The organism is Leisingera sp. ABM4_101 (assembly GCF_056158725.1).
The window spans coordinates 609,928-631,823 of the sequence record NZ_JBSWTV010000002.1 but is presented as its reverse complement, the minus strand read 5'-3'; the positions used below and the strand labels follow the sequence as shown (position 1 = coordinate 631,823).

Genomic DNA, 21,896 nt, shown 5'->3' with positions numbered 1-21,896 from the left:
CGGGCGTACACCCCCTGTGCACCGCCCCGGTGCCGCTTGGCTGGAAGGAAAAGGGGGCGCTGCCCCCGGCACTCGCGGAGTGGGGCTCTGCCCCGTTCGGCCCTGAAACCGTCCCCCGGACGGTTTCCAAGACGGGCCTCACCCCCGGGGATATTTCTGGCCAGAAGAAGAGGCGGGCTGGTCCTAGTCGGGGGCGAGCATGTAGCCTGCGCCGCGCACGGTCTGCAGGTATTGCGGCTGTTTCGGGTTCGGCTCGATCTTGCGGCGCAGGCGGGTGATCTGCACGTCCACCGCGCGTTCCTGCGCCTGGCCGCGGTCGCGGCCCAGATCCTCGACCAGCTTGGTGCGGGAGACCGGCTCGCCGGGCTGGGCCGAGAAGATCTTCATCAGCTGGCTTTCAGTGCCGGTGAGGCGGATCAGCTCATCGCCCTGCCACATCTCGCCGCGCTCTATGTCATAGCGGATGGCGCCCAGATGCAGCACCTTGGGGGCGCTGTCCTGGGCGGTGGTGTCGGGCATCCGCCGCAGAATCGCATTCACGCGCAGCAAGAGTTCCTTGGGTTCAAACGGTTTCGGCAGATAATCGTCGGCGCCGGCCTCCAGTCCTGCGATCCGGTCTTCGGTCTCGCCCTTGGCGGTCAGCAGCAGGATCGGGGTGGCCATACTCTCGCGCAGCGACTGGGTCAGCGAGATGCCATCCTCGCCCGGCATCATCACATCCATGATGATCAGGTCGAAATCCAGGCCCGCCAGCACCCGCCGGGCATGGGCGGCATCGCGCGCAGCAGTGACCAGAAAGCCGGAACGCATCAGGAATTTCTTCAAGAGCCCGCGGATGCGCTCGTCATCATCCACGATCAGCAGATGGGCGTCGTTCATTGTCATACGCCGGTTTCCCGCAGCTTGGTGTAGGCGCGGCGCATGTCCGCGTCCATCATTGCCTCCAGCACTTTCTTGAAACCCTGCACCGCTTCGGGGCCGGCATCCTTGTAGGCGGCACGCATCCTGGCGCGCTGGGCGTCCGACAGGGTGGCCTCCAGGGCGGCACCCTGATCGGTCAGATACAGGTGGCGTTCGCGCTTATCCAACTCACCCACCTTGCTGATCACCAGACCGTCGCCGATCAGCGTGCGCAGCACCCGGTTCAGCGACTGCTTGGTCACGCCCAGGATGCTGAGCAGATTGTTCACCGTAGTGCCCGGCGAGCGGTTGATGAAATGGATTGCCCGGTGATGCGCCCTTCCATAGGACATTTCGGCCAGGATCCGGTCCGGATCAGCAGTAAAGCCGCGGTAGGCAAAGAACATTGCCTCAATCCCCTGGCGCAGCTGTTCATCTGTCAGAAACAGCAGGCTTTCGCCGCCGTATCCCTGCCCTGTCCGGCCCTCAGGCATTCGGTGCCCCCTTATCTGTCTTGCCGGGCAGTTTATGTCAGTGTTGTTGACATTCCAAGGGTGAAGATGTATCGAATCGCAGCTTTGGCGCAAGATTATGACCGGACCGGCCGTATCGGGCGCAATTAATGGAAATTCCGCTGAGTTTAGGAGGGTGCGGTATGGCAGGCTATGATGACCGCGACGGTGTGATCTGGATGGACGGCGAACTGATCGACTGGCGGGATGCCAAGGTGCATATCCTGACCCATGCGATGCATTATGCCTCCTCGGTGTTTGAGGGCGAGCGCGCCTATAACGGCAAGATCTTCAAGAGCCGCGAGCATTCCGAGCGCCTGATTGCTTCGGCCGAGGCGCTGGACATGCCGATGCCCTATACCGTCGACCAGATCGAGGCGGCCAAGGAAGAGACCCTGAAAGCCTCCGGCCTGCAGGACGCCTATGTGCGGGCGCTGGTCTGGCGCGGCTCGGGGGACGACATGGGCGTTGCTTCGGCGGCCAACCCGGTGCGCATGGCGATCGCGGTCTGGGGCTGGGGCGCCTATTACGGCGATGCCAAGATGCAGGGCGCCAAGCTGGCGATTGCCGAGTGGAAACGCCCCTCGCCCGAGACCATCCCGGTTCATGCCAAGGCGGCCGGCCTCTACATGATCTGCACCATCTCCAAGCATAAGGCGACCGCGCAGGGCTGCTCGGACGCGCTGTTCATGGACTGGCGCGGCTATGTGGCCGAGGCCACCGGCGCCAACATCTTCTTTGTGAAGGATGGCGAGGTGCATACCCCGCTGGCGGACTGCTTCCTTAATGGTATCACCCGCCAGACCGTGATCGGCATGCTCAAGGACAAGGGCATCACTGTGCATGAGCGCCGCATCAAGCCGGAAGAGATGGAAGAGTTCGAACAGTGCTGGCTGACCGGCACCGCGGCCGAGGTCACTCCGGTTGGCGAAATCGGCCCCTACAAGTTCGAAGTCGGCGCGCTGACCCGCGAGATCGCCGAGGACTACGAGAAGCTGGTGCGCGCTTAAGCGCAGCTGGCTAGGGTCAGGACCCGAATATCCTGCACCGCTGGCGTTAACAGAAGCCCCTGCTCACCGGCAGGGGCTTTATTGCTGGCTCAGAACAAAAAGTCATCCGCCCCGAGATCGGACAGTTCGACGTTATTCAGCAGGATCGAATCTCCATTTCCGAAATCGATCAGAACGTCTGACCCCTGCTGGCTCAGCAGGGAGGAAAGCTGCCCTTCAAACTGATCGACAGAGGCCACGCCTGACAGGTCGATTTTTTCCGCGCTTTTTCTGGCGCCAAAGTCGCGGATAGTGTCCTGGCCGCCGCCGTCAGAGAACACAAAGATGTCGGGCATTCTGCCGCCATACAGCACGTCGTTTCCGGCGCCTCCGTCCAGCGTATCCTGACCCCAGCCGCCGTTAAGCCGGTCCCTGCCGGCACCGCCGTTCAGCTGATCATTTCCCAAACCGCCGGCCAAACGGTCATTTCCGCCGCCGCCGTTCAGGAGATCATCGCCCTGTTCGCCTTTCAGCCGGTCCCAGCCTTTGCCGCCGGACAGGCGGTCGCCGCCATAACCGCCGAACAAAAAGTCACGCCCGCTGCCTCCGGAGAGAACATCGTCGCTGTAGTCACCGGTCAGCGTGTCCCGCCCATTTCCTCCGTAAAGGGTATCATTGTGGTAGCCGCCAGACAGAGAGTCATTTCCAAGCCCGCCGAACAAAGTGTCGCTGCCATCGTCGCCCAGCAAAGTGTCGTTTCCACCCCGGCCGCGGATCAAGTCGTTGCCGTAGTACCCCAAGACCCGGTCGTCATAGTCCAATAGCTCGAAAGTATCATCGTAGTGCAGAAGGAATTCAAAGCCTTCCAGATCGCTGGCGCCCTCAACCCGCCGCAGATCGTCTTCACTCAGGCTGCCGGGTTCAAACGACAGCGTCACCAGTTTGCTGTCGTTGTCTCCAAGAATAGACACCGCATATACCGGATCCTTCCGTGCAGTTTCGTCGGGTGCCCGGTAATCATACCGATTAAAATCTCCTTCAAACAGCAGTCGCTGGCCTCCTAGCATTTCATTGAAGGAAGTATCGCCTGCAATATAGCTGGAGCCGGAAGCCCATCTGGAAAGGTTGCCCATGTACCAGAAATTGTCGTCGCTGAGAGCCAGAAGATCGACAGGGGCGGTTGCAGTTACGTTTGCCACAGAGTTGCTCCGGAATTAAATTTCAACCTGTAGTTAAGCAAGGTGGAAGGGCACCGCAAGGATGTCTCTGGCAGTGTGATGCTTGGAAACCTTCACAGGAAAGGCGGATTGGCCTATCCCAACGGATAGCTGGCTGACCGTCTGTGCGCCTGCAGACGGCGTGAAATCTGTTTAATTGCGCCGCGGCTGGAAGCATAGTGGATGTTAACGGGCCTGCATCATCGGGATGAGCTGCCCGGTGCCTGAGGGTTTTGCTGTTCTGGGTGAGGGCTGATAACTCCCATGGCTAAGCGGGGAAACGGGAACAAGTCGCGGGGGAATATGGCGGTCATCGTATTTGCACTTACAACGGTAAATCCGGACGATCTGGAAGCGCTCAGCATGTATCTGGGCACAACCAGGCCTCTGCTGGAGGAGGCAGGCGCGGAGATTATCCAAGGCTATGAGATTTCGGACACAATTGTTGGTGAAAAACTGCCGGAAATGGCAACGATCGTCCGCTATCCGGACCGGGAGGCCGTCGATAAAGTGTTTCAGAGTGCTGAGTACCATGCTTTGAAAGAGATCCGCCAAAGGGCGTTTCTGAGCTATCAGATTGGCGTTGTGGAAGCTGAAGGTTCGCCGCTGGTCCGCTGATGCGCCCGGACGTTCACATTCCTTTGCAGATCGTCCTGAACCGTGGACGCGGGGCGCCAGACGCCTAACATAGGCGGCATGTTGGACCTGCTTAGCGATATTCTCACCCGGTTGTCTCTCAAGGGGACGTTTTACTTCCGCACCTCCTTTACCCCGCCGTTCGGGATCCAGGTGCCGCCTTACGAAAACGTCGCCCGTTTCCATTTCGTGCAGCGCGGCGAACTGAAGGTGCATGTGCCTGCAACCGGCGAGACCCTGCGGCTGAAGCAGGGCGACCTGGTGCTGATCCCGCATGGCGCGGCGCATATGCTGCTGTGCAACGAGGTGCAGCCGCTGGAGGCGCTGCCGCTGGAGCAGGTGCTGGAGGAGGCCGGATACGATGGCGGCGGGGTGCTGGTTTACGGCGGCGAGGGTGCCGGGCGCGATACCCAGCTGATCTGCGGCCATTTTTCCTTTGCCGCCATGCCGGGGCGGCGCGGCACCGGGCATATGCTGATCGACCGGCTGCCGCCCTTTATCGTGATCGAGAACTACGGCGAGGAGGCCGGCGCCTGGATTGAGGCGACGCTGCGGATGATCGGCTCGGAGGTGCAGGGTGCCCGCATCGGCGGCGACCTGATTGCGCTGAAACTGTCGGAGGTGCTGTTTGCGCAGGCGATCCGCGCCTATCTGGAGCATCAGAGCCCCAGCGGCTCGGCGCTGGCGGGGTTTGCCGACCCGCGGCTGTCCCGCGCGCTGACTGCGTTCCACCAGTCCCCGGCGCAGGAGTGGAGCGTCGAGGGGCTGGCGCGCGAGGCCGGCATGTCGCGCACCGCTTTTGCGCAGGAATTCACTGCCAAGATGGAAGTGACGCCGATGCAGTACCTGACCACCTGGCGGATGCAGATCGCCTGCCAGGGGCTGACAGAGCAGGGGATGAACGTGGCCGATGCGGCGGAGCTGGCTGGCTATGCCTCCGAGGCGGCGTTCTCGCGCGTGTTCCGCAAGCAGGTGGGCATGTCGCCCGCTGCCTACCGGCAGCAGCATGTGGCGGCGTGATCAGGCTGTGCCGCCGGAGTTCTGAACGATCTGCATTGTTTTGCAGAGGATCTGAAATTCAACGTCCAGAGGTAAGAGGCCAGATTGGGGTCAGAGCCGCAAAGCTGCGGCCAAGACAGCTTCAATCACAAGGACCTGACCCATGTCTCTGCGTTTTGTCACCCGCACCATCCACGCTTACCTCGACTACCCCGTTGCCATCGCCCTGATGGGGCTGCCGTTCCTGCTGGGCCTTGGCGAAAGCAACCCGCTGGCATTGTGGCTGTCGGTGGTGACCGGCATTGCCGCCTTTGTGCTGACGGTGCTGACCGATCATCACCTTGGCCTGATACGGGTGCTGCCGTACAAGCTGCATCTGGCCGTTGATCTGATTGTTGGACTTACCTTTCTCGCAGCACCCTTCATCCTGGGCTTTGCCGGGCTGGACGCTGCCTTTTATCTCCTGAACGGCGCTGCCGTGGTGGCGGTGATTTCGCTGAGCGCACCGGAAAGCGCTGAGGCGGCCTCGGCCTGATCTATTGGCGCAGCAGCCAGTCAACTACTGTTTTGGCCCGGCCCTGTGTGCTGGGCCAAAGCACGTAGAACCCCTGATCTCCCAGGCGCGGTGCCTGCCAAAGGATTTCCAGCGGCTGGCCGCCCAGGAAAATCCGCGGCACCAGCGCAATGCCCTGACCGTTCATCGCCGCATCCATCGCCAAGGCGGTCTGGTTGAATTGCAGGATCCGCCCTGTTGCCGCCAGCCCGTCCTGCCGCAGCAGCAGGTCCCAGTGCCGGTGCCCGTCCTGGATCAGGGTTTGCGCCGCAAGATCCGCCAGTTCAGGCTGATTTCCCGCTGTTAGAGCCGCATCTGTCCTGGTCACTGCTACCAGATCCACCAGCGATAGAAGGGCAGAATTCAATCCGCTTTCCTGCGGTTTGCCGCCCTGGCGGATGGCGATGTCGATGCCGTCGCGCTTGAAATCGGTCAGGCTTTCCTCTGCCACGATCCGCAGGTCGATATCGGGGTGGCGGGCCTCGAACTCCGGCAGGCGGGGCACCAGCCATTTCGAGGCAAAGGAAGGCGGAACCGACAGCGTCACCCGCTGCACGGCGGGGGCCAGCTGGTCCGTTGCATCGCGGATCAGCATCAGCGCCTGCTGGACCGGGGCGTGGTAGCTGCGCCCTGTGTCGGTCAGCGTCAGGCCGCGGGCATGGCGGTGGAACAGCTTGTGGCCCAGATCGGCCTCCAGCCGCCGCACCTGCTGCGCCACGGCGCCCTGGGTCAGGTGCAGCTCCTCCGCAGCGCGGCCGAAATTCAGGTGGCGGGCAGCGGCATCGAACATCCGCAGGGCATTGAGGTTGGGCAGGCGCATCGCATCTCAGCCAGTAGTTTTCCTACAGTCTGGCGCGATGAGACATGATTGGTCAAGCGCGGCTTGAACCGCCATCCTGAGACCAAGCAAAGGAGTATGGATATGACTAAAGTTGCCCTTTTCACAGCCGCTGGCAGCGGCATGGGCGCAGATGCCGCCCGCCATCTTCACGCACAGGGGTATGAGGTTGCGATCCTGTCCTCCTCCGGCAAGGGAGAGGCGCTGGCGCAGGAGCTTGGCGGGGTGGGCCATACGGGCTCCAATTTGGAGCAGTCTGATCTGCAGGCGCTGGTGGACAAGGCGATGGAGCGCTGGGGCCGGATCGACGTTCTGGTCAACTCGGCAGGCCACGGTCCCAAGGGCGACATCATGGAGATCAGCGATGACGACTGGCATCTGGGGATGGAATATTACCTGATGAACGTGATCCGCCCTTCGCGGCTGGTGGCGCCGATCATGGCGGCGCAGGGCAAGGGGTCGATCATCAATATCTCGACTTTTGCGGTGTTCGAACCGGATCCGCTGTTTCCGACCTCCGGCGTGTTCCGGGCCGGGCTTGCGAGCTTTACCAAGCTGTTTGCCGACAAATTCGCGGCCCAGGGCGTGCGGATGAACAATGTGCTGCCGGGGTTCATCGACAGTCTGCCGGAGACCGAGGACCGCAAGGCGCGGATTCCGATGGGCCGCTACGGCACTGCCCGTGAAATCTCCGCGCTGGTGGCCTATCTGGCCTCGGATGATGCCGCCTATACCACCGGGCAGAATATCCGTGTGGATGGTGCCCTGACCCGCGCCATCTGACCTGTTCCACCTGGACGCAGGCGGGGCGCCCGCCCCTTCAAATGAGGGCGGGCGCGTCGCCCTGGCGGGCTCCAGCCGCTCAAGAGCCCTTTGCAGAGCCTGTTATCCGCCCTTTGGGTCGATCATTGGCTTGGCCTTGCCGCGCTGCAGGCCCAGCCGGTGCTCGCGCCAGATCACCAGCGCATTGCCGGCAATCACCAGGGCCGCGCCTGCCAGCATCACCAGCGTCGGCCATTCCTCGAACCAGACATAGCCGATCACGATGGCAAAGATCATCGAGGCATAGTCATAGGGCGCCAGCATCGAGGCGGGTGCAAAGCGGTAGGAGGAGGTGACCAGGATCTGCGCCACCCCGCCGACCAGCCCGGCGCTGATCAGCAGCGCCGTGGTTTGCGCATCCGGCATCACCCAGCCGAAGGGCGCGGTCAGCAGCGCCAGGCCCGAGGCGGTCAGCGAGAAGTAGAACACGATCGCCGCTGTGTGTTCGGATTGCACCATCCGGCGGATGTGGATCTGCACAAAGCTGCGGGCGATTGTCGCCGCCAGCACCAGCATCACGCCCAGCAGAGCGCCGTCGCCGAGGTCCCCGCCCAGGCGCGGCCAGATCATGATCATGACCCCCAACAACCCAACAGCCACGGCTGAAATCCGGACCATCCGGATCTTTTCGCCGAGAAACAGCGCTGCCAGGATCAGGGTGAAGATCGGGGTGGCATAACCGATGGCGGTGACCTCGGGCAGCGGCAGCAGCGCCAGCGCCATGAAGGTCATCCCCATTGCCGAGGTGCCCACCAGCCCGCGCCACACGTGAAACATCGGTTTGCGGGTGATCAGCCCGTGCCGCAGCTCGCCGCGCATCGCCAGCCAGGCCACGATCACCGGAATCGCAAAGAAGGAACGGAAGAACACCGCCTCGCCCGCCGGCACGTGCTCGGAGGTGGCCTTGATGATCCCGGAAAGCGCGGTGAACAGCGCAATTGCCGTCACCTTGAGCAGGATCGCCAGCATAGGCCGATGCGATGTTAAGGATTTTGCCATGGCGCGAACCTGCGCCCCCGCGCCGCAAAGATCAATGGCTTGATTTCAGCCTTTGGCCGCGCGCAAATGGCGCCGCAAGATGAAGGAGCCGCCGATGTATGACGCCAACCACCTGATCCGCCAGCTGCGCGAGTCGTCCCTGGGGCGCGAGGATGATGTCTTTGCCCGGCTTCCCGATGGCAGCACGGTCAGCTTCGGCGCGCTGTTTTCCGGGGCCGAGCGGATGGCGGCGGCATTGGCCGCGCAGGGCGTGCAGCCCGGCGACCGGGTGGCGGTGCAGGTGCAGAAGACCATTCAGGCGATTGAGCTGTATCTGGGCACAGTCATGGCCGGCGGTATCTTCCTGCCCTTGAACACCGCCTACACCGGGCCGGAGGTGGCCTATTTCATCGGTGATGCGACACCGCGCGTGATGGTTTGCGACCCGGCGCGGCTGGAGGAGATCAGCGCCGTGGCAGGCGCGGCGCAGGTGCTGACGCTGGACGCCATGGGGCAGGGGAGCTTGCGCGATCTGGCAGACGGGCAGGGCGGGTTTGCGGCAGTTGCCCGGGAGCCCGGTGACCTGGCTGCGATCCTTTACACCTCGGGCACCACCGGGCGGTCAAAGGGGGCGATGCTGAGCCACGATAACCTCGCCTCCAATTCGCTGATGCTGCGGGAGTACTGGCGGTTCACGGCGGAGGACGTGCTGATCCACGCGCTGCCGATCTTCCACACCCACGGGCTGTTTGTGGCGACCAATGTGGCGCTGTTTGCAGGCGCCCGGGTGGTGTTCCTGCCGGGGTTTGATGGGGATGCTATTCTGAACGCGATGCCCAACGCCACCGCGCTGATGGGGGTGCCGACGTTTTATACCCGGCTGCTGGCGGACGCGCGCCTGACCCGGGAGCGTGCGGCGAATATGCGCCTGTTTATCTCTGGTTCGGCGCCCTTGCTGGTGGATACGCATGAGCAATGGGAAGCGCGCACGGGCCACCGCATCCTGGAGCGCTACGGGATGACCGAAACCAATATGAGCACCTCGAACCCTTACGATGGCGAGCGCCGGGCCGGTACCGTCGGCTTCCCGCTGCCGGGGGTCGAGGCGCGGGTGATGCAGGACGGTGCAGAGGTGTCTGCTGGAGAGATCGGCGTGCTGGAGGTGCGCGGGGCCAATGTTTTCCAGGGCTACTGGCAGATGCCGGAGAAGACGGCGGAGGAACTGAAGCCGGACGGCTGGTTCATCACCGGCGACATGGCCAAGATCGACGCGGATGGCTATGTCACCATTGTCGGGCGCGAGAAGGATCTGATCATCACCGGCGGCTTCAATGTCTACCCTAAGGAAGTGGAGAGCCTGATCGACGATCTGCCAGGGGTTCTGGAAAGCGCGGTGATCGGCGTGCCGCATGCGGATTTCGGCGAGGGGGTGGTTGCGGTGGTGGTGCCGGAAGGTGACGGCACTAGTGCGGAGGCGATCACGGCGGCGCTGTCGGGGCAATTGGCCAAGTTCAAGCAGCCCAAGGAGATCATCCTTCTGGACGCCCTGCCGCGCAACACCATGGGCAAGGTGCAGAAGAAAGCCCTGCGCGAGGAATACGCAGGGCTGTTTGCTTGAGGGGCAGCGTCCGGCCCGGCGGGGAGGGCGTGTAGCGCCCGCCCCGTGGGGGGCGGGACGGGCGCTGCCCGCGCCGCATAGCGGCGCAGGCGGGTTAGTGAGCGTGGGCATGCGCCTCTTCCTCGCGCCATTCCCGCACCGCTTGCACCAGGATCTGGAACGCAGAGCTGAGGAACAGCCCGCCCATGATGCCGGCCACAATGAGGTCCGGCCAGCCGGTGGCGGTGCCCCAGACGCCAAGCGCCGCAATCATCACCGCCACATTGCCAATGGCGTCATTGCGCGAGCACAGCCAGACCGAGCGCACATTGGCGTCGCCGTCCTTGTAACGCGCCAGCAGCATGACCGAGATCAGATTGGCCGCCAGCGCCATGAAGCCGATCACTCCCATGATCTGCGCCTGCGGCACGCCAACGTAAAACACCTGATAGATAGTGGAGCCAAACACCCAGGTGCCCATCAGCAACAGGCTGATCCCCTTGCCCAAGGCGGCCAGCGCCCGGGTGCGTAAGCTGGCGCCGATCACCGCCAGTGAAATACCATAGGTCAGCGCATCGCCCAGAAAATCCAGCGCGTCTGCCTTCAGCGCCTGGCTGCCGGACATTTGGCCCGCCCCCATTTCCACCGCAAACATGCCGGCGTTGATGGCGATCACCAGCCAAAGCCTGCGTTTGTAGTCGTCCGACACCCCGTCGAACCTTGCGTTGTGATTGCAGCAGCCTGCCATTGCTCTTGTCCTCATTCCTGATTCGAGATCAATGTAGGTGCTCTAGTCACTAGAGCTTCAAGAGGTTCTTATCGTGTTTTCCATCGGTGCATTGTCCAAGGCCACCGGCGTCAAGGTGCCCACCATCCGCTACTATGAGGAAATCGGCCTGCTGCCGCCGCCGGGCCGCAATGCCGGCAACCAGCGGCGTTACGGGCAGGACGGCATGGATGCGCTGGGGTTCATCAAACACGCCCGTGACCTTGGCTTTCCGCTGGAGGATATCAAGTCGCTGATGGGGCTGGACGGGCATTTGGGCGATGACTGCGCCGAAGCCGACCGCATTGCCCGCAGCCAGCTGGCCAATGTCCGGGACCGCATCCGCAAGCTGGAGCAATTGGCCTTGGAGCTGGAGCGGATCAGCAATCTGTGCAACGGCGGCAGCGGCGGCTGCTGCAAGGTGCTGACGGCGCTGGGCGACCACAGTCAATGCGCCGGTGATCACGGCTGAGCGTCAGCGTTTCGGCCAGCTCCAGCGCGGCGGCTCCAGCTCGTCAATGCGGGTTTCACCAAATTCCTTCTGCAGGACTACGGACAGCGCCCCCGCGTCCTCCAGTTCCCGGGCCAGATGGCTGTTGTGGGAGACCACGATGATCTGACTGTCGCGGCTGGCGCGTTTGACCAGCCGTGCCAGCGGCGCAATCAGATCCGGGTGGAGGCTGGTTTCTGGTTCGTTCAGCACCATCAGCTCAGGCGGGCGCGGGGTCAGCAGCGCGGTGGCCAAGAGCACATAGCGCAGGGTGCCGTCCGACAGCTCCGCCGCCGACAAAGGCCGCAAGAGCCCGTGCTGCTGCATCTCCACCGCAAACAGCCCGCCCTGCAGCGAGACATCGACGCTGGCGCCCGGGAAGGCATCTTCGATGGCTGCGTCAAAACCCGGCCCGTCGCCGATTTCCCGCAGGGTAGCAATGGCGGCGGCCAGATCCGATCCATCCCCCGATAATGCGGGGGTGCGGGTGCCGACGGCGGGGCGCCGGGCTGGCGAGTCCCGGTCGGTGCGCAGGCTGTCATAGAAGCGCCAGCCACGCATCCGTTCGCGCAATGACAGCATTTCCGGCGCCTGCACCGGGTCGGCGGCATGGGTCATCATGCTGTCAAAGGGACGCAGGTCGCGCGACAGCTCCACCCGCCGGCCGCTGCCGTCCCGGCCCGTCACAACCGCGCCGCGGCGCTCGGCAATGCTGTTGGCGCGGCCCAGGCTTTCGCCGACCCAAAGCGCTTCGGATTTGATTTCGGGATCGTTGCCGAACATCGTCCGCGGCACCGGCGCGGGCAGGCCAAGGTCGACCGCATATCCGTAGTCTTCTGCCGAAAACCCCAGCTTTAGAGCCACAGCTCCCTTGCGCCGAGTGCCCTCAACGGGAACTTCGCCGCGCTTCATGCGGGCGCTGATGTGTTCCGGGCCGGCCCACAGTGTCGACTCCAGCCCGCCCTCACCTGCCAGTGAAGCGATGGCCCTGCCCTGGGCCACCTCCGCCAGCAGCCGCAGCGAACGGTAGAGCGAGGATTTGCCTGCCCCGTTGGCGCCGCTCACCACGGTGAGCTGCTCCAGCGGCAGGGTTGCATCGCGGATCGAGCGGTAGCCGGAGATGGCCAGGGTAATCAGCATGGCGAAGGACCGGATGTGAAAAGCGCTGTGCAAAACCTGCTTGGTTTTGCAGCGCTTCGCAACAGGTCCCGTCAGGCATCAACTGTTCAGCCGATATGGCCCTGGTTTTCGCCGATCTGGCCGCGGTGCAGCAGCAGGTGGTCCAGGATCACGCAGGCCATCATCGCCTCTGCCACTGGCACCGCGCGGATGCCGACGCAGGGGTCGTGGCGGCCCTTGGTGATCACCTCGGTCGCGGAGCCGTCCTTGCGGATCGACTGGCGCGGAGTGAGGATCGAGGAGGTTGGCTTTACCGCAAAGCGCACCACAACATCCTGCCCGGTGGAAATGCCGCCGAGGATGCCGCCGGCGTGGTTGGAGGAATACTCGGGTCCGTTTTCGCCCATGAAGATCTCATCGGCGTTTTCCGAGCCCTTGAGGCGCGCGGCATTCATGCCTTCGCCAATTTCCACGCCTTTTACAGCGTTGATCGACATCATCGCGGCGGCCAGGTCGGTGTCCAGCTTGCCATAGACCGGCGCGCCGATGCCTGCGGGGACATTGCGCGCGACAACTTCAACAACTGCCCCGACCGAGTCATGCGCCTTGCGCAGGGCTTGCAGGTAGTCTTCCCATTCCTGCACTGCGCCTGCGTCGGGGATCCAGAAATCATTCTTCTCAATTGCGTCCCAGTCGAACCGGCTGCGGTCGATCTCCAGCTCGCCCATTCGGGTCATGTAGCCCTTGATCTCCAGCCCGGGCGCCAGCGCCTTGATTGCTTCACGTGCAACACCGCCGGCCGCCACCCGCGCCGCGGTCTCGCGTGCGGAGGAGCGGCCGCCGCCGCGGTAATCGCGGTTGCCGTATTTCTGGAAATAGGTGATGTCGGCGTGGCCCGGGCGGAAGGTCTGGGAAATCTCGCCGTAATCCTTGGACCGCTGGTCGGTGTTCTCGATCATCAGCTGTACGGGCGTGCCGGTGGTCATGCCGTCGAACACGCCGGACAGGATCTTGACCGCGTCCGGCTCATTGCGCTGGGTGGTGTTCTTGTTCTGGCCGGGACGGCGCTTGTCGAGCCACTGCTGCAGCATTTCCGGCGCCAGCGGCACGTTCGGCGGGCAGCCGTCGACGGTGGCGCCAAGCGCAGGCCCGTGGCTTTCGCCCCAGGTGGTGACGCGGAAGAGGTGTCCAAAGCTGTTCATCGACATGAGGCGCGGTCTCCTTTGCGGGACGTGCTTAGCGGGCAGGGGCCTGTGCCTCAAGCGGATTCCTCTGCGGCAAAGGCGAGAGGGGGCGCTGCCCCCGCCGCCTGGGGCGGCTCCCCCGGGATATTTTCTGCCAGAAGAACACGGGATCGGCGCGGGCAGCGGTCCAGTTTGCATGGACCGTAGGTCCTGACGGGGCTTTGGCTTGTCTTTGCTGCGGCTGGGGCATAATGTTCGCGCCACCTCGGGGTGCGCGCAGGCGCTGAGATGACACCCGTTGAACCTGAACCGGATCACACCGGCGGAGGGAAGGTACTGGACAGCCTCCACCCTTGCCCAAAGCCGCAAAGGAGGATGGCATGAAACATCTTGCATTTGCAGCGGGACTGCTCGGCGCCTCGGCAGCCTTTGCCGAGACGCCCGAACTGGTCGTTTATACCTATGACAGCTTTGTTTCCGACTGGGGGCCGGGGCCTGCGGTGGAGAAAGCGTTTGAGGAAGTGTGCGGCTGCGACCTGAAACTGGTTGGAGCGGGCGACGGTGCTGCGCTTTTGGCGCGGGTCAAGCTGGAGGGCGCGCGGTCGGACGCGGACGTGGTGCTGGGGCTGGATACCAACCTGACCGCGGCGGCCAAAGAAACCGGGTTGTTTGCAGAGCATTCGGTCAGCGCCGAGTTTGCGCTGCCGGTGGAGTGGAACGACGCGACCTTTGTGCCTTATGACTGGGGCTACTTCGCCTTTGTGCACAACGCTGATGCCGCAGCGCCCGCGGACTTCAAGGCGCTGGCCGCCAGCGACACCAAGATCGTCATTCAGGATCCGCGCTCCTCGACCCCCGGCCTGGGCCTGCTGCTGTGGGTCAAGGCCGCCTATGGCGACGAGGCGCCGGAGATTTGGAAGGGCCTCTCTGACAACGTCGTGACCGTAACCAAGGGCTGGTCCGAGGCCTATGGCATGTTCCTGGAAGGCGAGGCCGACATGGTGCTCTCCTACACCACATCGCCCGCTTATCACCTGATTGCCGAGGAAGACGGCTCCAAGGCGGCAGCGGCCTTTGACGAGGGGCATTACATGCAGGTGGAAGTGGCCGGCAAGCTGGCGAACAGCGATCAGCCGGAGCTGGCGGATCAGTTCCTGGCCTTCATGGTGTCGGACGCGTTCCAGTCGATCATCCCGACCACCAACTGGATGTACCCGGCGGTGACCCCGGCGGCAGGCCTGCCGGAAGGATTCGGCACCCTGATCGCGCCGGAAAAATCGCTGCTGCTGAGCGAGACGGAAGCGGCAGAGGTGCGCGATGCGGCGCTGGGCGAATGGCTGGACGCGCTCAGCCAGTAAGCGCCTTTCCCGGTATCAGCGCTGCCTTTTTGGTGGCTGCGCTGATATTGGGGACGTTGGGGGCTGTTGCGCTCAGGGCTGAGGCCGGCACAGGGTTTGGCGCCAGCGACTGGGCCGCGCTGCGGTTCACCCTGACCCAGGCGAGCCTGTCGGCGCTATTGAGTGTTGGCCTCGCCATTCCTGTCGCCCGCGCGCTGGCGCGGCGGCGGTTTCCGGGGCGGCGCCTGCTGATTGCGTTGTTGGGCGCGCCCTTCATTCTGCCTGTTATTGTGGCCATCCTAGGCCTGCTGGCGGTCTTTGGCCGGGCGGGCTGGCTGAGCCAGGGGCTGATTTCCCTAGGGTTAGAGCCTGTTCAGATCTACGGACTGCACGGGGTGGTGCTGGCGCATGTGTTCTTCAATCTGCCGCTGGCGACGCGGCTGATCCTGCAGGGCTGGCAGGAGATCCCCGCCGAACGCTTCCGGCTGGCGGCGCAGCTGGATGCCGGGCCGCTGGCGATGTGGCGGCTGCTGGAAGGGCCGATGCTGCGGCGGGTGGCGCCAGGGGCGCTGGCGGTGGTGTTTGCCATTTGCCTGTCGAGCTTTGCGGTGGCGCTGACCCTGGGCGGCGGGCCGAAGGCGACGACCATTGAACTCGCCATATATCAGGCCTTTCGTTTTGACTTTGACCTGGGCCGCGCGGCGCTGCTGTCGGGTATCCAGCTGCTGCTGACCGGTGCCGCCGCGATGGTGGCGCTGCGGGTGTCGGCGGGTGAGGGCTTTGGTGCGGGCCTGGACCGGGCGGTGCGGCGCTGGGACGGGCAGGGCGGCTTGGCGCGCGGTTTGGACGGGTTCTGGATTATCCTGTCCGCGGCGTTTTTGCTGCTGCCGCTGGCGGCGATTGTGCTGGCGGGGATGCAGGGGCTGACAGATTTGAACAGCGGTGTTTGGCAGGCGGCGGGCAACTCCATTCTGGTTGCCGCGCTCAGCACCGTGATTCTGCTGATGCTGGCCCTGCCGATGGCCGCTGCGGCTGCTGCCGGGCGTAGCGGCATGAGCGAGCTGTCGGGTATCCTGGGGCTTGCGGCCTCGCCGCTGGTGATCGGCACCGGGCTGTTCATCCTGGTCTACCCCGTTGCGGACCCTTTTGCGCTGGCGCTGCCGGTGACAGCGCTGGTCAATGCGGTGATGGCGCTGCCCTTTGCCATGCGCATTCTGGTGCCGCGTGCACGGGAGGTGCTGGGGCGCTATGGCCGCTTGTCGCTGTCGCTGGACATGCAGGGCTGGGCGTTTGTCCGCCATGTCTACCTGCCGCGAATGCGGGCGCAGACCGGGTTTGCCGCAGGACTGGCGGCCGCCCTGTCGATGGGGGATCTGGGTGTGGTGGCGCTGTTTGCTGATCCGGAGTTCGCAACGCTGCCCTTGCAAATCTACCGGCTGATGGGGGCCTACCGGATGGAGGCGGCGGCAGGTGCAGCATTGCTGCTGCTGCTGCTGTCGATGGGGGCGTTTTGGGTTTTGGACCGCGGAGGGCGCTGGCATGCTGAGGCTTGAGGCCTGCCGGATCATGAATGGCGATTACGCGGTGGAAGCGGATCTGGCGATCGCGCGCGGCGCTTGCGTGGCTGTGATCGGACCCTCCGGCGCCGGGAAATCGACGCTGGTGGAGGCGATTGCCGGTTTCCTCCCCGTCACCCGCGGGCGCATTTTGTGGAATGGCACGGACCTGACCCGCCAGGCGCCGGGCAAGCGGCCGGTGGCGATGCTGTTTCAGGACGGCAACCTGTTCCCGCATCTGACCGTGGCGCAGAATGTGGCGCTGGGGCTGCATGCGAACTTGCGGCTGAACGCGGCGGAGTGGGGCCGGGTAGAGGCCGCGCTGGCCCGTGTCGGGCTTGACGGCATGGGCACCCGCAAGCCTGCGGCGCTGTCGGGCGGGCAGCAAAGCCGGGTGGCGCTGGCGCGGGTGCTGGTGCAGGGGCGCGACATTCTGCTGCTGGATGAGCCCTTTGCCGCGCTGGGCCCGGCGCTGAAGGCTGAAATGCTGGATCTGGTGGCAGAGCTGGCGCGCGAAAGCGGCGCCACGGTGCTGATGGTCAGCCATGACCCGAACGACGCTCGCCGGATTGCGGATCAGGTGGTGCTGGTGGCGGAGGGAAGGGCGCATGAGCCGCAACAGACGGCGGAGCTGCTGGACAACCCGCCGCCTGCCTTGAAGGCGTATTTAGGTTAAGCGGCCAATGCCGTTTCCCGCGTTTTTGTAATCATCAGGGCTGCGCTGGCGGCTTCGTTGCCTTTTTGCACAAAGTGCGCGCGGTAAATTGCCATGTGATGTTCGGTTTCCTGGAAGTGGTGCGGGGTCAGTGAGACCGACAGCACCGGCACCCCGGTGTCCATGCCGGCGCGCATCAGCCCGTCGACCACCGCCTGGGCGACAAAATCATGCCGGTAGATACCGCCGTCGACAACCAGCGCTGCACAGGCTACGGCGGCGTATTTTCCGGTCTTTGCCAGTTCCTGTGCCAGCAGGGGCATTTCAAAGGCGCCGGGCACGTCGAACACGTCGACCTGCTCTGCCGGGATCAGCTGCAGGAAACCCTCCAGCGCCTGGTCGACAATATCGGCATGCCATTGCGCCTTGATGAAGGCATAGCGGGTGTGTGTCATTTCGTAATCTCCTTGTGGTTCTGACACGTCACCCAAGGCGATCACGAGCAGACGGGCGCGCGCCTGACGCCGCCCTTCTGCACGTTCTCTTCCATCCGGACTGTGACCGTCGGCTCTGGAGTCGCACCAGATCTGCTGACACATCTGTGCTTTGTTCCACAATTTATCCGAAAACCGGTTTCCACTTTTCGGATTGTGGACACAGACGCCGCTCGCGGGCTTACGGGACGTGCCCGCTTACCGCCGGTGGGGAATTCCGCCCCGCCCTGAGAACGGCGCGACATTGGCAAGCAGCGGAGATTCCTGCAAGCAGGAAAAACGCGGCTGCGTCAGGTTTCCACAAGATCGTAATGCCTGATGGTGCGCGACTCGACCAGTTTGGCCTCGGCCGGGTCGATGTGCGGGCTGGTGTAATCCTCACCCACAAATGCCTTGAGCGAGGCCAGATCCTTCCACACCATGACAAAGCTGAACTCCCGCGGGGATTCAGAGCGCGGTGCGCCCGGCAGCACTGAGACGATGCCATCGGTGCCCTTCATCAGCGGGATTGCGGTTTCGTGAAAGAACCTGCTGAATTCAGCCTCCTTGCCGGGCCGGACGGTAACCTGGAATATCCGCATGATCATTTTGGGCTCCTGTCACTTGTTACAGAGTTCCAGTTTAACACAGTGCGGCAATTGCCCCTTCCCCTCAGTCCCGCTTGCATTAGGCTGCAGCCAAACAGCGGAGGATTTCCCATGAAGCTCACTTTTTCCCAAGCATCCCCCTTTGCCCGCAAGGTTGTGGTGCTGCTGCATGAAACCGGGCAGCTGGAGGATGTTGAAATACTGGACGTCACCACCACCCCCCTGAAACCTGCTGCGGATGTGAAGGCCAGCAACCCGCTGGCCAAGATCCCGGCGCTGGAGCGCAATGACGGCCCGGCGCTGTATGACAGCCGGGTGATCTGCGCGTACTTGGATGAGCGCGCCGGCGGCAGGCTGTCGGGCGGCTGGGACAGCAAGGTGCTGGAAGCCACCGCCGACGGAATCATGGATGCGGCGGTGCTGATGTCTTATGAAAAACGGCTGCGCCCAGAGGAAAAACAGTGGGATAGCTGGCTGGAGGCACAGCAGGGCAAGGTGCTGGGCGGCTGCGCTGCGCTGAATGCCCGCTGGATGAGCCACCTGCAGGGGCCGCTGGACACCGGGCAGATCGCCGTGGCCTGCGCACTGGCCTATGTGGACTTCCGCCACCCGGACACCAACTGGCGCCATGGCAATGAGGCGCTGGCAGATTGGTTCGCGGATTTCGAATCGCGCCCGTCGATGCAGGCGTCAAAACCGCCCGCGGCTTGACGCCTGCCCCTTGAAACAGGCCGGTGCCGCGCCGATATGGGTGCGGCACTGTCACACAGGCGTGACAGAATTGCCGTCTGCGGCTTTCTGCGCGCCCATGACCGCTGGACGAACGGCTCTCTCCCCGCTAGACACGCGCCTGAGTCACTGCGAGCAATCGCGGTGCATGCGCATGTTTGCCCTAAACGGGCGCTGGAATTGGAGAAAACCTCGTGTCCCACGCAGAAGACCACGAAGGAACCCGGAGAGATTTCCTCTACTACGCCACTGCCGGCGCCGGGGCAGTGACTGCGGGTGCCGCCGTATGGCCCCTGGTCAACCAGATGAACCCCTCCGCCGACGTGAAAGCGCTGTCCTCGATCCTGGTCGATGTCAGCGGCGTGGAAGTTGGCACGCAGATCTCGGTCATGTTCCTGGGTAAGCCGGTGTTCATCCGCCGCCGCACCCCGGAAGAGATCGAGGCCGCCCGTGCTGTGGAGCTGTCCGAACTGATCGACCCGCGGTCGGAAAACCCGAACAAGCCGGGCACCGATGCGGCTGACGTCAACCGCACCATGGACGAAGCCGGCGAATGGCTGGTGATGATGGGTGTCTGCACCCACCTGGGCTGTGTGCCGCTGGGCGACGGTGCAGGCGAGTTCAACGGCTGGTTCTGCCCCTGCCACGGTTCGCACTACGACACCGCAGGCCGCATCCGCAAAGGCCCGGCGCCTGAGAACCTGCACGTGCCGGTGGCTGAGTTCACCGACGCCAACACTATCAAGCTGGGATAAGGAAACGCGCTCATGTCCGGTATTCCGCACGACCATTACGAGCCGAAGACAGGCGCAGAAAAGTGGCTGCACAGCCGCCTGCCCATCGTCGGCCTGATCTATGACACCATCATGATCCCCACCCCCAAGAACCTGAACTGGTGGTGGATCTGGGGCATCGTCCTGGCGTTCTGCCTGGCGCTGCAAATCGTCACCGGCATCGTCCTGGTGATGCACTACACCCCGCATGTTGATCTGGCGTTCGCCTCTGTCGAGCATATCATGCGCGACGTGAACGGCGGCCATATGCTGCGGTATCTGCATATGAACGGCGCCTCGCTGTTCTTTGTTGCCGTCTACATCCACATCTTCCGCGGCCTGTATTATGGCTCCTACAAGGCGCCCCGCGAGATCACATGGATTGTCGGCATGCTGATCTACCTGATGATGATGGGCACCGCCTTCATGGGCTACGTGCTGCCCTGGGGCCAGATGTCCTTCTGGGGTGCCACCGTCATCACCGGCCTGTTCGGCGCGATCCCGTTCATCGGCGAAGCAATCCAGACCTGGCTCTTGGGCGGACCGGCGGTGGACAATGCCACCCTGAACCGCTTCTTCTCGCTGCACTACCTGCTGCCCTTCGTGATCGCAGCGCTGGTGATCGTGCACATCTGGGCCTTCCACACCACCGGCAACAACAACCCGACCGGTGTTGATGTCCGTAAAGGTTCGAAAGCGGAAGCAGAGAAAGACACCCTGCCGTTCTGGCCGTATTTCGTGATCAAGGACTTCCTGGGCCTGGCCGTTGTGCTGGTGATCTTCTGGGCCATCGTCGGCTTCATGCCGAACTACCTTGGCCACCCGGACAACTACATCGAAGCCAACCCGCTGGTGACCCCGGCGCACATCGTTCCGGAATGGTACTTCCTGCCGTTCTACGCGATCCTGCGTGCCTTCACCTCCGAGGTCTGGGTGGTGCAGTTTGCCTCCTTCGTGACCGGCGGCATTATCGACGCGAAGTTCTTCGGCGTGATCGCCATGTTCGGCGCGATCCTGGCCATGGCGCTGGCGCCCTGGCTGGACACCTCCAACGTGCGTTCGGGCCGTTACCGCCCGATGTTCAAGTGGTGGTTTGCGCTGCTGGTCGTGGACTTCTTTGCCCTGATGTGGCTGGGCGCGATGCCGGCGGAAGAGCCCTATGCATCGTTCTCGCTGATCGCATCGGCCTACTGGTTCGGCTACTTCTTCGTGATCCTGCCGCTGCTGGGCGTGATCGAGAAGCCGCTGGCACAGCCTGCCACCATCGAAGAGGATTTCGACGCCCACTACGGCAAGAAGTCTTCTGCAGACGCCACTCCTGCCGAGTAAGAAGAAGGAACACCTAGCAATGTTCAAGAAACTGGCAACCGGTGCCGCCTTCGCTCTGGCCCTGATCCCTGCTGCGTCCTTCGCAGCAGGCGGGGCAGGCCATGTCGAAGATTACGACTTCTCGTTTGAGGGTCCCTTTGGCACCTACGACCGCAACCAGCTGCAGCGCGGCCTGCAGATCTACACCGAAGTCTGCGCAGCCTGCCACGGGCTGAAGCTGGTGCCGATCCGCACCCTGTCCGACGAGGGCGGCCCGCAGATGCCGGAGGATCAGGTGCGTGCCTACGCAGCTGACAACTTCAGCGTCTACGATCCGGAACTGGATGAGGACCGCCCGGCCAAGCCGGTCGACTTCTTCCCGGAAAACAACAACGCAGGCGCCCCTGACCTCAGCATGATGGCCAAGGCGCGTGCGGGTTTCCACGGCCCCTACGGCCTGGGTCTGAACCAGCTGTTCAAAGGCATGGGCGGTGCCGAGTACATCGCTTCGCTGCTGGCCGGCTACACCGGTGAGACCAAGGAAGAGGCAGGCACCACCTTCTATGAAAACACCGCCTTCCCGGGCGGCTGGATTTCGATGGCGCCGCCGCTGTCGGATGAGCAGGTGGAATATGCCGACGGTCACGCAAACGACGTGGAAGCCATGTCGCAGGACGTCGCAGCCTTCCTGATGTGGACGGCTGAGCCCAAGATGATGGCGCGCAAGCAGGCCGGTTTTGTCGGCGTGCTGTTCCTGACCCTGCTGTCGGTGATGCTGTACCTGACCAACAAGAAACTGTGGGCGCCGCACAAGGGCAAGCACTGACAAGAGGTCTGGTTTTTCAGACTTATTTTAG

24 protein-coding genes and 2 riboswitches are annotated in these 21,896 nt (G+C 63.5%); of the genes, 14 read left to right on the top strand and 10 right to left on the bottom strand.

The window, feature by feature from the left end:
• Positions 1 to 183: 183 nt before the first annotated feature.
• Positions 184 to 885, bottom strand: a complete 702-nt coding sequence (locus ACXAEK_RS04045) for a response regulator (RefSeq protein WP_475040052.1) — start codon at positions 883 to 885, stop codon at positions 184 to 186.
• Positions 882 to 1,394: a MarR family winged helix-turn-helix transcriptional regulator gene (locus tag ACXAEK_RS04040; RefSeq protein ID WP_475040051.1), complete on the bottom strand. Its 513-nt coding sequence runs from the start codon at positions 1,392 to 1,394 to the stop codon at positions 882 to 884. The genes ACXAEK_RS04045 and ACXAEK_RS04040 overlap by 4 nt, the downstream gene beginning before the upstream one ends.
• Positions 1,395 to 1,555: 161 nt before the next feature.
• Between ACXAEK_RS04040 and ACXAEK_RS04035 the strand changes: the two genes are divergently transcribed.
• Entirely contained in the window at positions 1,556 to 2,422 is an 867-nt protein-coding gene (locus tag ACXAEK_RS04035; protein ID WP_475040050.1) for a branched-chain amino acid aminotransferase, read from the top strand.
• Positions 2,423 to 2,511: 89 nt separating this feature from the next.
• On the opposite strand, the gene ACXAEK_RS04030 is transcribed toward ACXAEK_RS04035, so the two are convergent.
• Positions 2,512 to 3,600: a calcium-binding protein gene (locus tag ACXAEK_RS04030; RefSeq protein WP_475040049.1), complete on the bottom strand. Its 1,089-nt coding sequence runs from the start codon at positions 3,598 to 3,600 to the stop codon at positions 2,512 to 2,514.
• Positions 3,601 to 3,921: 321 nt separating this feature from the next.
• On the opposite strand from ACXAEK_RS04030, the gene ACXAEK_RS04025 reads away from it, so the two are divergent.
• The 3 genes from ACXAEK_RS04025 (at position 3,922) to ACXAEK_RS04015 (ending at position 5,788) form a co-directional block, all read left to right on the top strand.
• Entirely contained in the window at positions 3,922 to 4,236 is a 315-nt protein-coding gene (locus ACXAEK_RS04025; protein ID WP_082020690.1) for a DUF1330 domain-containing protein, read from the top strand.
• A 78-nt stretch (positions 4,237 to 4,314) separates the two neighbouring features.
• The gene (locus tag ACXAEK_RS04020; protein ID WP_475040048.1) at positions 4,315 to 5,274 is read left to right on the top strand and encodes an AraC family transcriptional regulator; all 960 of its coding nucleotides are present in this window, start codon (positions 4,315 to 4,317) and stop codon (positions 5,272 to 5,274) included.
• A 142-nt stretch (positions 5,275 to 5,416) separates the two neighbouring features.
• Positions 5,417 to 5,788: an SPW repeat domain-containing protein gene (locus ACXAEK_RS04015; RefSeq protein ID WP_475040047.1), complete on the top strand. Its 372-nt coding sequence runs from the start codon at positions 5,417 to 5,419 to the stop codon at positions 5,786 to 5,788.
• A gap of 1 nt (position 5,789) precedes the next feature.
• Here ACXAEK_RS04015 and ACXAEK_RS04010 read toward each other — a convergent pair whose 3' ends face one another.
• Positions 5,790 to 6,626, bottom strand: a complete 837-nt coding sequence (locus ACXAEK_RS04010) for a LysR substrate-binding domain-containing protein (protein WP_475040046.1) — start codon at positions 6,624 to 6,626, stop codon at positions 5,790 to 5,792.
• Between the two features lie 96 nt (positions 6,627 to 6,722).
• Between ACXAEK_RS04010 and ACXAEK_RS04005 the strand changes: the two genes are divergently transcribed.
• Entirely contained in the window at positions 6,723 to 7,427 is a 705-nt protein-coding gene (locus ACXAEK_RS04005) for an SDR family oxidoreductase (protein ID WP_475040045.1), read from the top strand.
• Between the two features lie 102 nt (positions 7,428 to 7,529).
• On the opposite strand, the gene ACXAEK_RS04000 is transcribed toward ACXAEK_RS04005, so the two are convergent.
• Complete coding sequence (locus ACXAEK_RS04000) at positions 7,530 to 8,465, bottom strand: DMT family transporter (RefSeq protein WP_475040044.1); 936 nt, start codon at positions 8,463 to 8,465, stop codon at positions 7,530 to 7,532.
• 94 nt (positions 8,466 to 8,559) lie between these two features.
• Here ACXAEK_RS04000 and ACXAEK_RS03995 point away from each other — a divergent pair, with 94 nt between their 5' ends.
• The gene (locus ACXAEK_RS03995; protein ID WP_475040043.1) at positions 8,560 to 10,062 is read left to right on the top strand and encodes a malonate--CoA ligase; all 1,503 of its coding nucleotides are present in this window, start codon (positions 8,560 to 8,562) and stop codon (positions 10,060 to 10,062) included.
• 94 nt (positions 10,063 to 10,156) lie between these two features.
• Here ACXAEK_RS03995 and ACXAEK_RS03990 read toward each other — a convergent pair whose 3' ends face one another.
• Entirely contained in the window at positions 10,157 to 10,789 is a 633-nt protein-coding gene (locus ACXAEK_RS03990; RefSeq protein ID WP_475040042.1) for a cation efflux transmembrane domain-containing protein, read from the bottom strand.
• A gap of 73 nt (positions 10,790 to 10,862) precedes the next feature.
• Between ACXAEK_RS03990 and ACXAEK_RS03985 the strand changes: the two genes are divergently transcribed.
• Positions 10,863 to 11,279, top strand: coding sequence for a MerR family transcriptional regulator (locus ACXAEK_RS03985; protein ID WP_475040041.1), 417 nt, complete (start codon positions 10,863 to 10,865; stop codon positions 11,277 to 11,279).
• Between the two features lie 3 nt (positions 11,280 to 11,282).
• On the opposite strand, the gene ACXAEK_RS03980 is transcribed toward ACXAEK_RS03985, so the two are convergent.
• Together ACXAEK_RS03980 and aroC are read right to left on the bottom strand one after the other, a co-directional pair.
• A complete protein-coding gene (locus ACXAEK_RS03980) occupies positions 11,283 to 12,437 on the bottom strand; it encodes an AAA family ATPase (protein WP_475040040.1) in 1,155 nt (384 codons plus the stop codon).
• 86 nt (positions 12,438 to 12,523) lie between these two features.
• On the bottom strand, positions 12,524 to 13,624 hold the full coding sequence (gene aroC, locus ACXAEK_RS03975; protein ID WP_475040039.1) for a chorismate synthase: 1,101 nt from the start codon (positions 13,622 to 13,624) through the stop codon (positions 12,524 to 12,526).
• Between the two features lie 232 nt (positions 13,625 to 13,856).
• Positions 13,857 to 13,948: riboswitch (TPP riboswitch) on the top strand.
• 32 nt (positions 13,949 to 13,980) lie between these two features.
• On the opposite strand from aroC, the gene thiB reads away from it, so the two are divergent.
• The 3 genes from thiB to ACXAEK_RS03960 are packed head-to-tail and all read left to right on the top strand — an operon-like array spanning position 13,981 to position 17,169.
• Positions 13,981 to 14,958 (top strand): thiamine ABC transporter substrate binding subunit, encoded by a 978-nt coding sequence (gene thiB, locus ACXAEK_RS03970; protein ID WP_475040038.1) that lies wholly within the window; start codon positions 13,981 to 13,983, stop codon positions 14,956 to 14,958.
• A complete protein-coding gene (locus tag ACXAEK_RS03965) occupies positions 14,934 to 16,490 on the top strand; it encodes a thiamine/thiamine pyrophosphate ABC transporter permease ThiP (RefSeq protein ID WP_475040037.1) in 1,557 nt (518 codons plus the stop codon). The genes thiB and ACXAEK_RS03965 overlap by 25 nt, the downstream gene beginning before the upstream one ends.
• Complete coding sequence (locus ACXAEK_RS03960; protein ID WP_475040036.1) at positions 16,477 to 17,169, top strand: thiamine ABC transporter ATP-binding protein; 693 nt, start codon at positions 16,477 to 16,479, stop codon at positions 17,167 to 17,169. Before ACXAEK_RS03965 ends, ACXAEK_RS03960 begins: the two co-directional genes overlap by 14 nt.
• On the opposite strand, the gene ACXAEK_RS03955 is transcribed toward ACXAEK_RS03960, so the two are convergent.
• Together ACXAEK_RS03955 and ACXAEK_RS03950 are read right to left on the bottom strand one after the other, a co-directional pair.
• Positions 17,166 to 17,603 (bottom strand): 6,7-dimethyl-8-ribityllumazine synthase, encoded by a 438-nt coding sequence (locus tag ACXAEK_RS03955; protein ID WP_475040035.1) that lies wholly within the window; start codon positions 17,601 to 17,603, stop codon positions 17,166 to 17,168. The genes ACXAEK_RS03960 and ACXAEK_RS03955 overlap by 4 nt on opposite strands.
• A gap of 79 nt (positions 17,604 to 17,682) precedes the next feature.
• A riboswitch (FMN riboswitch) is annotated at positions 17,683 to 17,881 on the bottom strand.
• 51 nt (positions 17,882 to 17,932) lie between these two features.
• On the bottom strand, positions 17,933 to 18,229 hold the full coding sequence (locus tag ACXAEK_RS03950; protein ID WP_475040034.1) for an antibiotic biosynthesis monooxygenase family protein: 297 nt from the start codon (positions 18,227 to 18,229) through the stop codon (positions 17,933 to 17,935).
• Between the two features lie 111 nt (positions 18,230 to 18,340).
• Here ACXAEK_RS03950 and ACXAEK_RS03945 point away from each other — a divergent pair, with 111 nt between their 5' ends.
• The 4 genes from ACXAEK_RS03945 (at position 18,341) to ACXAEK_RS03930 (ending at position 21,865) form a co-directional block, all read left to right on the top strand.
• Positions 18,341 to 18,940 (top strand): glutathione S-transferase, encoded by a 600-nt coding sequence (locus ACXAEK_RS03945; RefSeq protein WP_475040033.1) that lies wholly within the window; start codon positions 18,341 to 18,343, stop codon positions 18,938 to 18,940.
• A gap of 212 nt (positions 18,941 to 19,152) precedes the next feature.
• Positions 19,153 to 19,713: a ubiquinol-cytochrome c reductase iron-sulfur subunit gene (gene petA / locus ACXAEK_RS03940; RefSeq protein WP_475040032.1), complete on the top strand. Its 561-nt coding sequence runs from the start codon at positions 19,153 to 19,155 to the stop codon at positions 19,711 to 19,713.
• A 12-nt stretch (positions 19,714 to 19,725) separates the two neighbouring features.
• Positions 19,726 to 21,060 (top strand): cytochrome b, encoded by a 1,335-nt coding sequence (petB, locus tag ACXAEK_RS03935; RefSeq protein WP_475040031.1) that lies wholly within the window; start codon positions 19,726 to 19,728, stop codon positions 21,058 to 21,060.
• Between the two features lie 19 nt (positions 21,061 to 21,079).
• Complete coding sequence (locus ACXAEK_RS03930; RefSeq protein WP_475040030.1) at positions 21,080 to 21,865, top strand: cytochrome c1; 786 nt, start codon at positions 21,080 to 21,082, stop codon at positions 21,863 to 21,865.
• Positions 21,866 to 21,896: the final 31 nt, after the last annotated feature.

Bases quoted from the DNA above. Each gene is read 5' to 3' on its own strand.
- ACXAEK_RS03960 (WP_475040036.1), top strand. From the start codon at position 16,477: ATGCTGAGGCTTGAGGCCTGCCGGATCATGAATGGCGATTACGCGGTG.
- ACXAEK_RS04015 (WP_475040047.1), top strand. From the start codon at position 5,417: ATGTCTCTGCGTTTTGTCACCCGCACCATCCACGCTTACCTCGACTAC.
- ACXAEK_RS03995 (WP_475040043.1), top strand. From the start codon at position 8,560: ATGTATGACGCCAACCACCTGATCCGCCAGCTGCGCGAGTCGTCCCTG.
- ACXAEK_RS04010 (WP_475040046.1), bottom strand. From the start codon at position 6,626: ATGCGCCTGCCCAACCTCAATGCCCTGCGGATGTTCGATGCCGCTGCC.
- ACXAEK_RS04000 (WP_475040044.1), bottom strand. From the start codon at position 8,465: ATGGCAAAATCCTTAACATCGCATCGGCCTATGCTGGCGATCCTGCTC.
- ACXAEK_RS03945 (WP_475040033.1), top strand. From the start codon at position 18,341: ATGAAGCTCACTTTTTCCCAAGCATCCCCCTTTGCCCGCAAGGTTGTG.
- ACXAEK_RS04035 (WP_475040050.1), top strand. From the start codon at position 1,556: ATGGCAGGCTATGATGACCGCGACGGTGTGATCTGGATGGACGGCGAA.
- ACXAEK_RS03955 (WP_475040035.1), bottom strand. From the start codon at position 17,603: ATGACACACACCCGCTATGCCTTCATCAAGGCGCAATGGCATGCCGAT.
- aroC (WP_475040039.1), bottom strand. From the start codon at position 13,624: ATGTCGATGAACAGCTTTGGACACCTCTTCCGCGTCACCACCTGGGGC.
- ACXAEK_RS03950 (WP_475040034.1), bottom strand. From the start codon at position 18,229: ATGATCATGCGGATATTCCAGGTTACCGTCCGGCCCGGCAAGGAGGCT.
- ACXAEK_RS04005 (WP_475040045.1), top strand. From the start codon at position 6,723: ATGGATATGACTAAAGTTGCCCTTTTCACAGCCGCTGGCAGCGGCATG.
- ACXAEK_RS04025 (WP_082020690.1), top strand. From the start codon at position 3,922: ATGGCGGTCATCGTATTTGCACTTACAACGGTAAATCCGGACGATCTG.
- ACXAEK_RS04020 (WP_475040048.1), top strand. From the start codon at position 4,315: ATGTTGGACCTGCTTAGCGATATTCTCACCCGGTTGTCTCTCAAGGGG.
- petB (WP_475040031.1), top strand. From the start codon at position 19,726: ATGTCCGGTATTCCGCACGACCATTACGAGCCGAAGACAGGCGCAGAA.
- ACXAEK_RS03965 (WP_475040037.1), top strand. From the start codon at position 14,934: ATGGCTGGACGCGCTCAGCCAGTAAGCGCCTTTCCCGGTATCAGCGCT.
- ACXAEK_RS03980 (WP_475040040.1), bottom strand. From the start codon at position 12,437: ATGCTGATTACCCTGGCCATCTCCGGCTACCGCTCGATCCGCGATGCA.
- ACXAEK_RS03990 (WP_475040042.1), bottom strand. From the start codon at position 10,789: ATGGCAGGCTGCTGCAATCACAACGCAAGGTTCGACGGGGTGTCGGAC.
- ACXAEK_RS04045 (WP_475040052.1), bottom strand. From the start codon at position 885: ATGACAATGAACGACGCCCATCTGCTGATCGTGGATGATGACGAGCGC.
- thiB (WP_475040038.1), top strand. From the start codon at position 13,981: ATGAAACATCTTGCATTTGCAGCGGGACTGCTCGGCGCCTCGGCAGCC.
- ACXAEK_RS04040 (WP_475040051.1), bottom strand. From the start codon at position 1,394: ATGCCTGAGGGCCGGACAGGGCAGGGATACGGCGGCGAAAGCCTGCTG.
- ACXAEK_RS03930 (WP_475040030.1), top strand. From the start codon at position 21,080: ATGTTCAAGAAACTGGCAACCGGTGCCGCCTTCGCTCTGGCCCTGATC.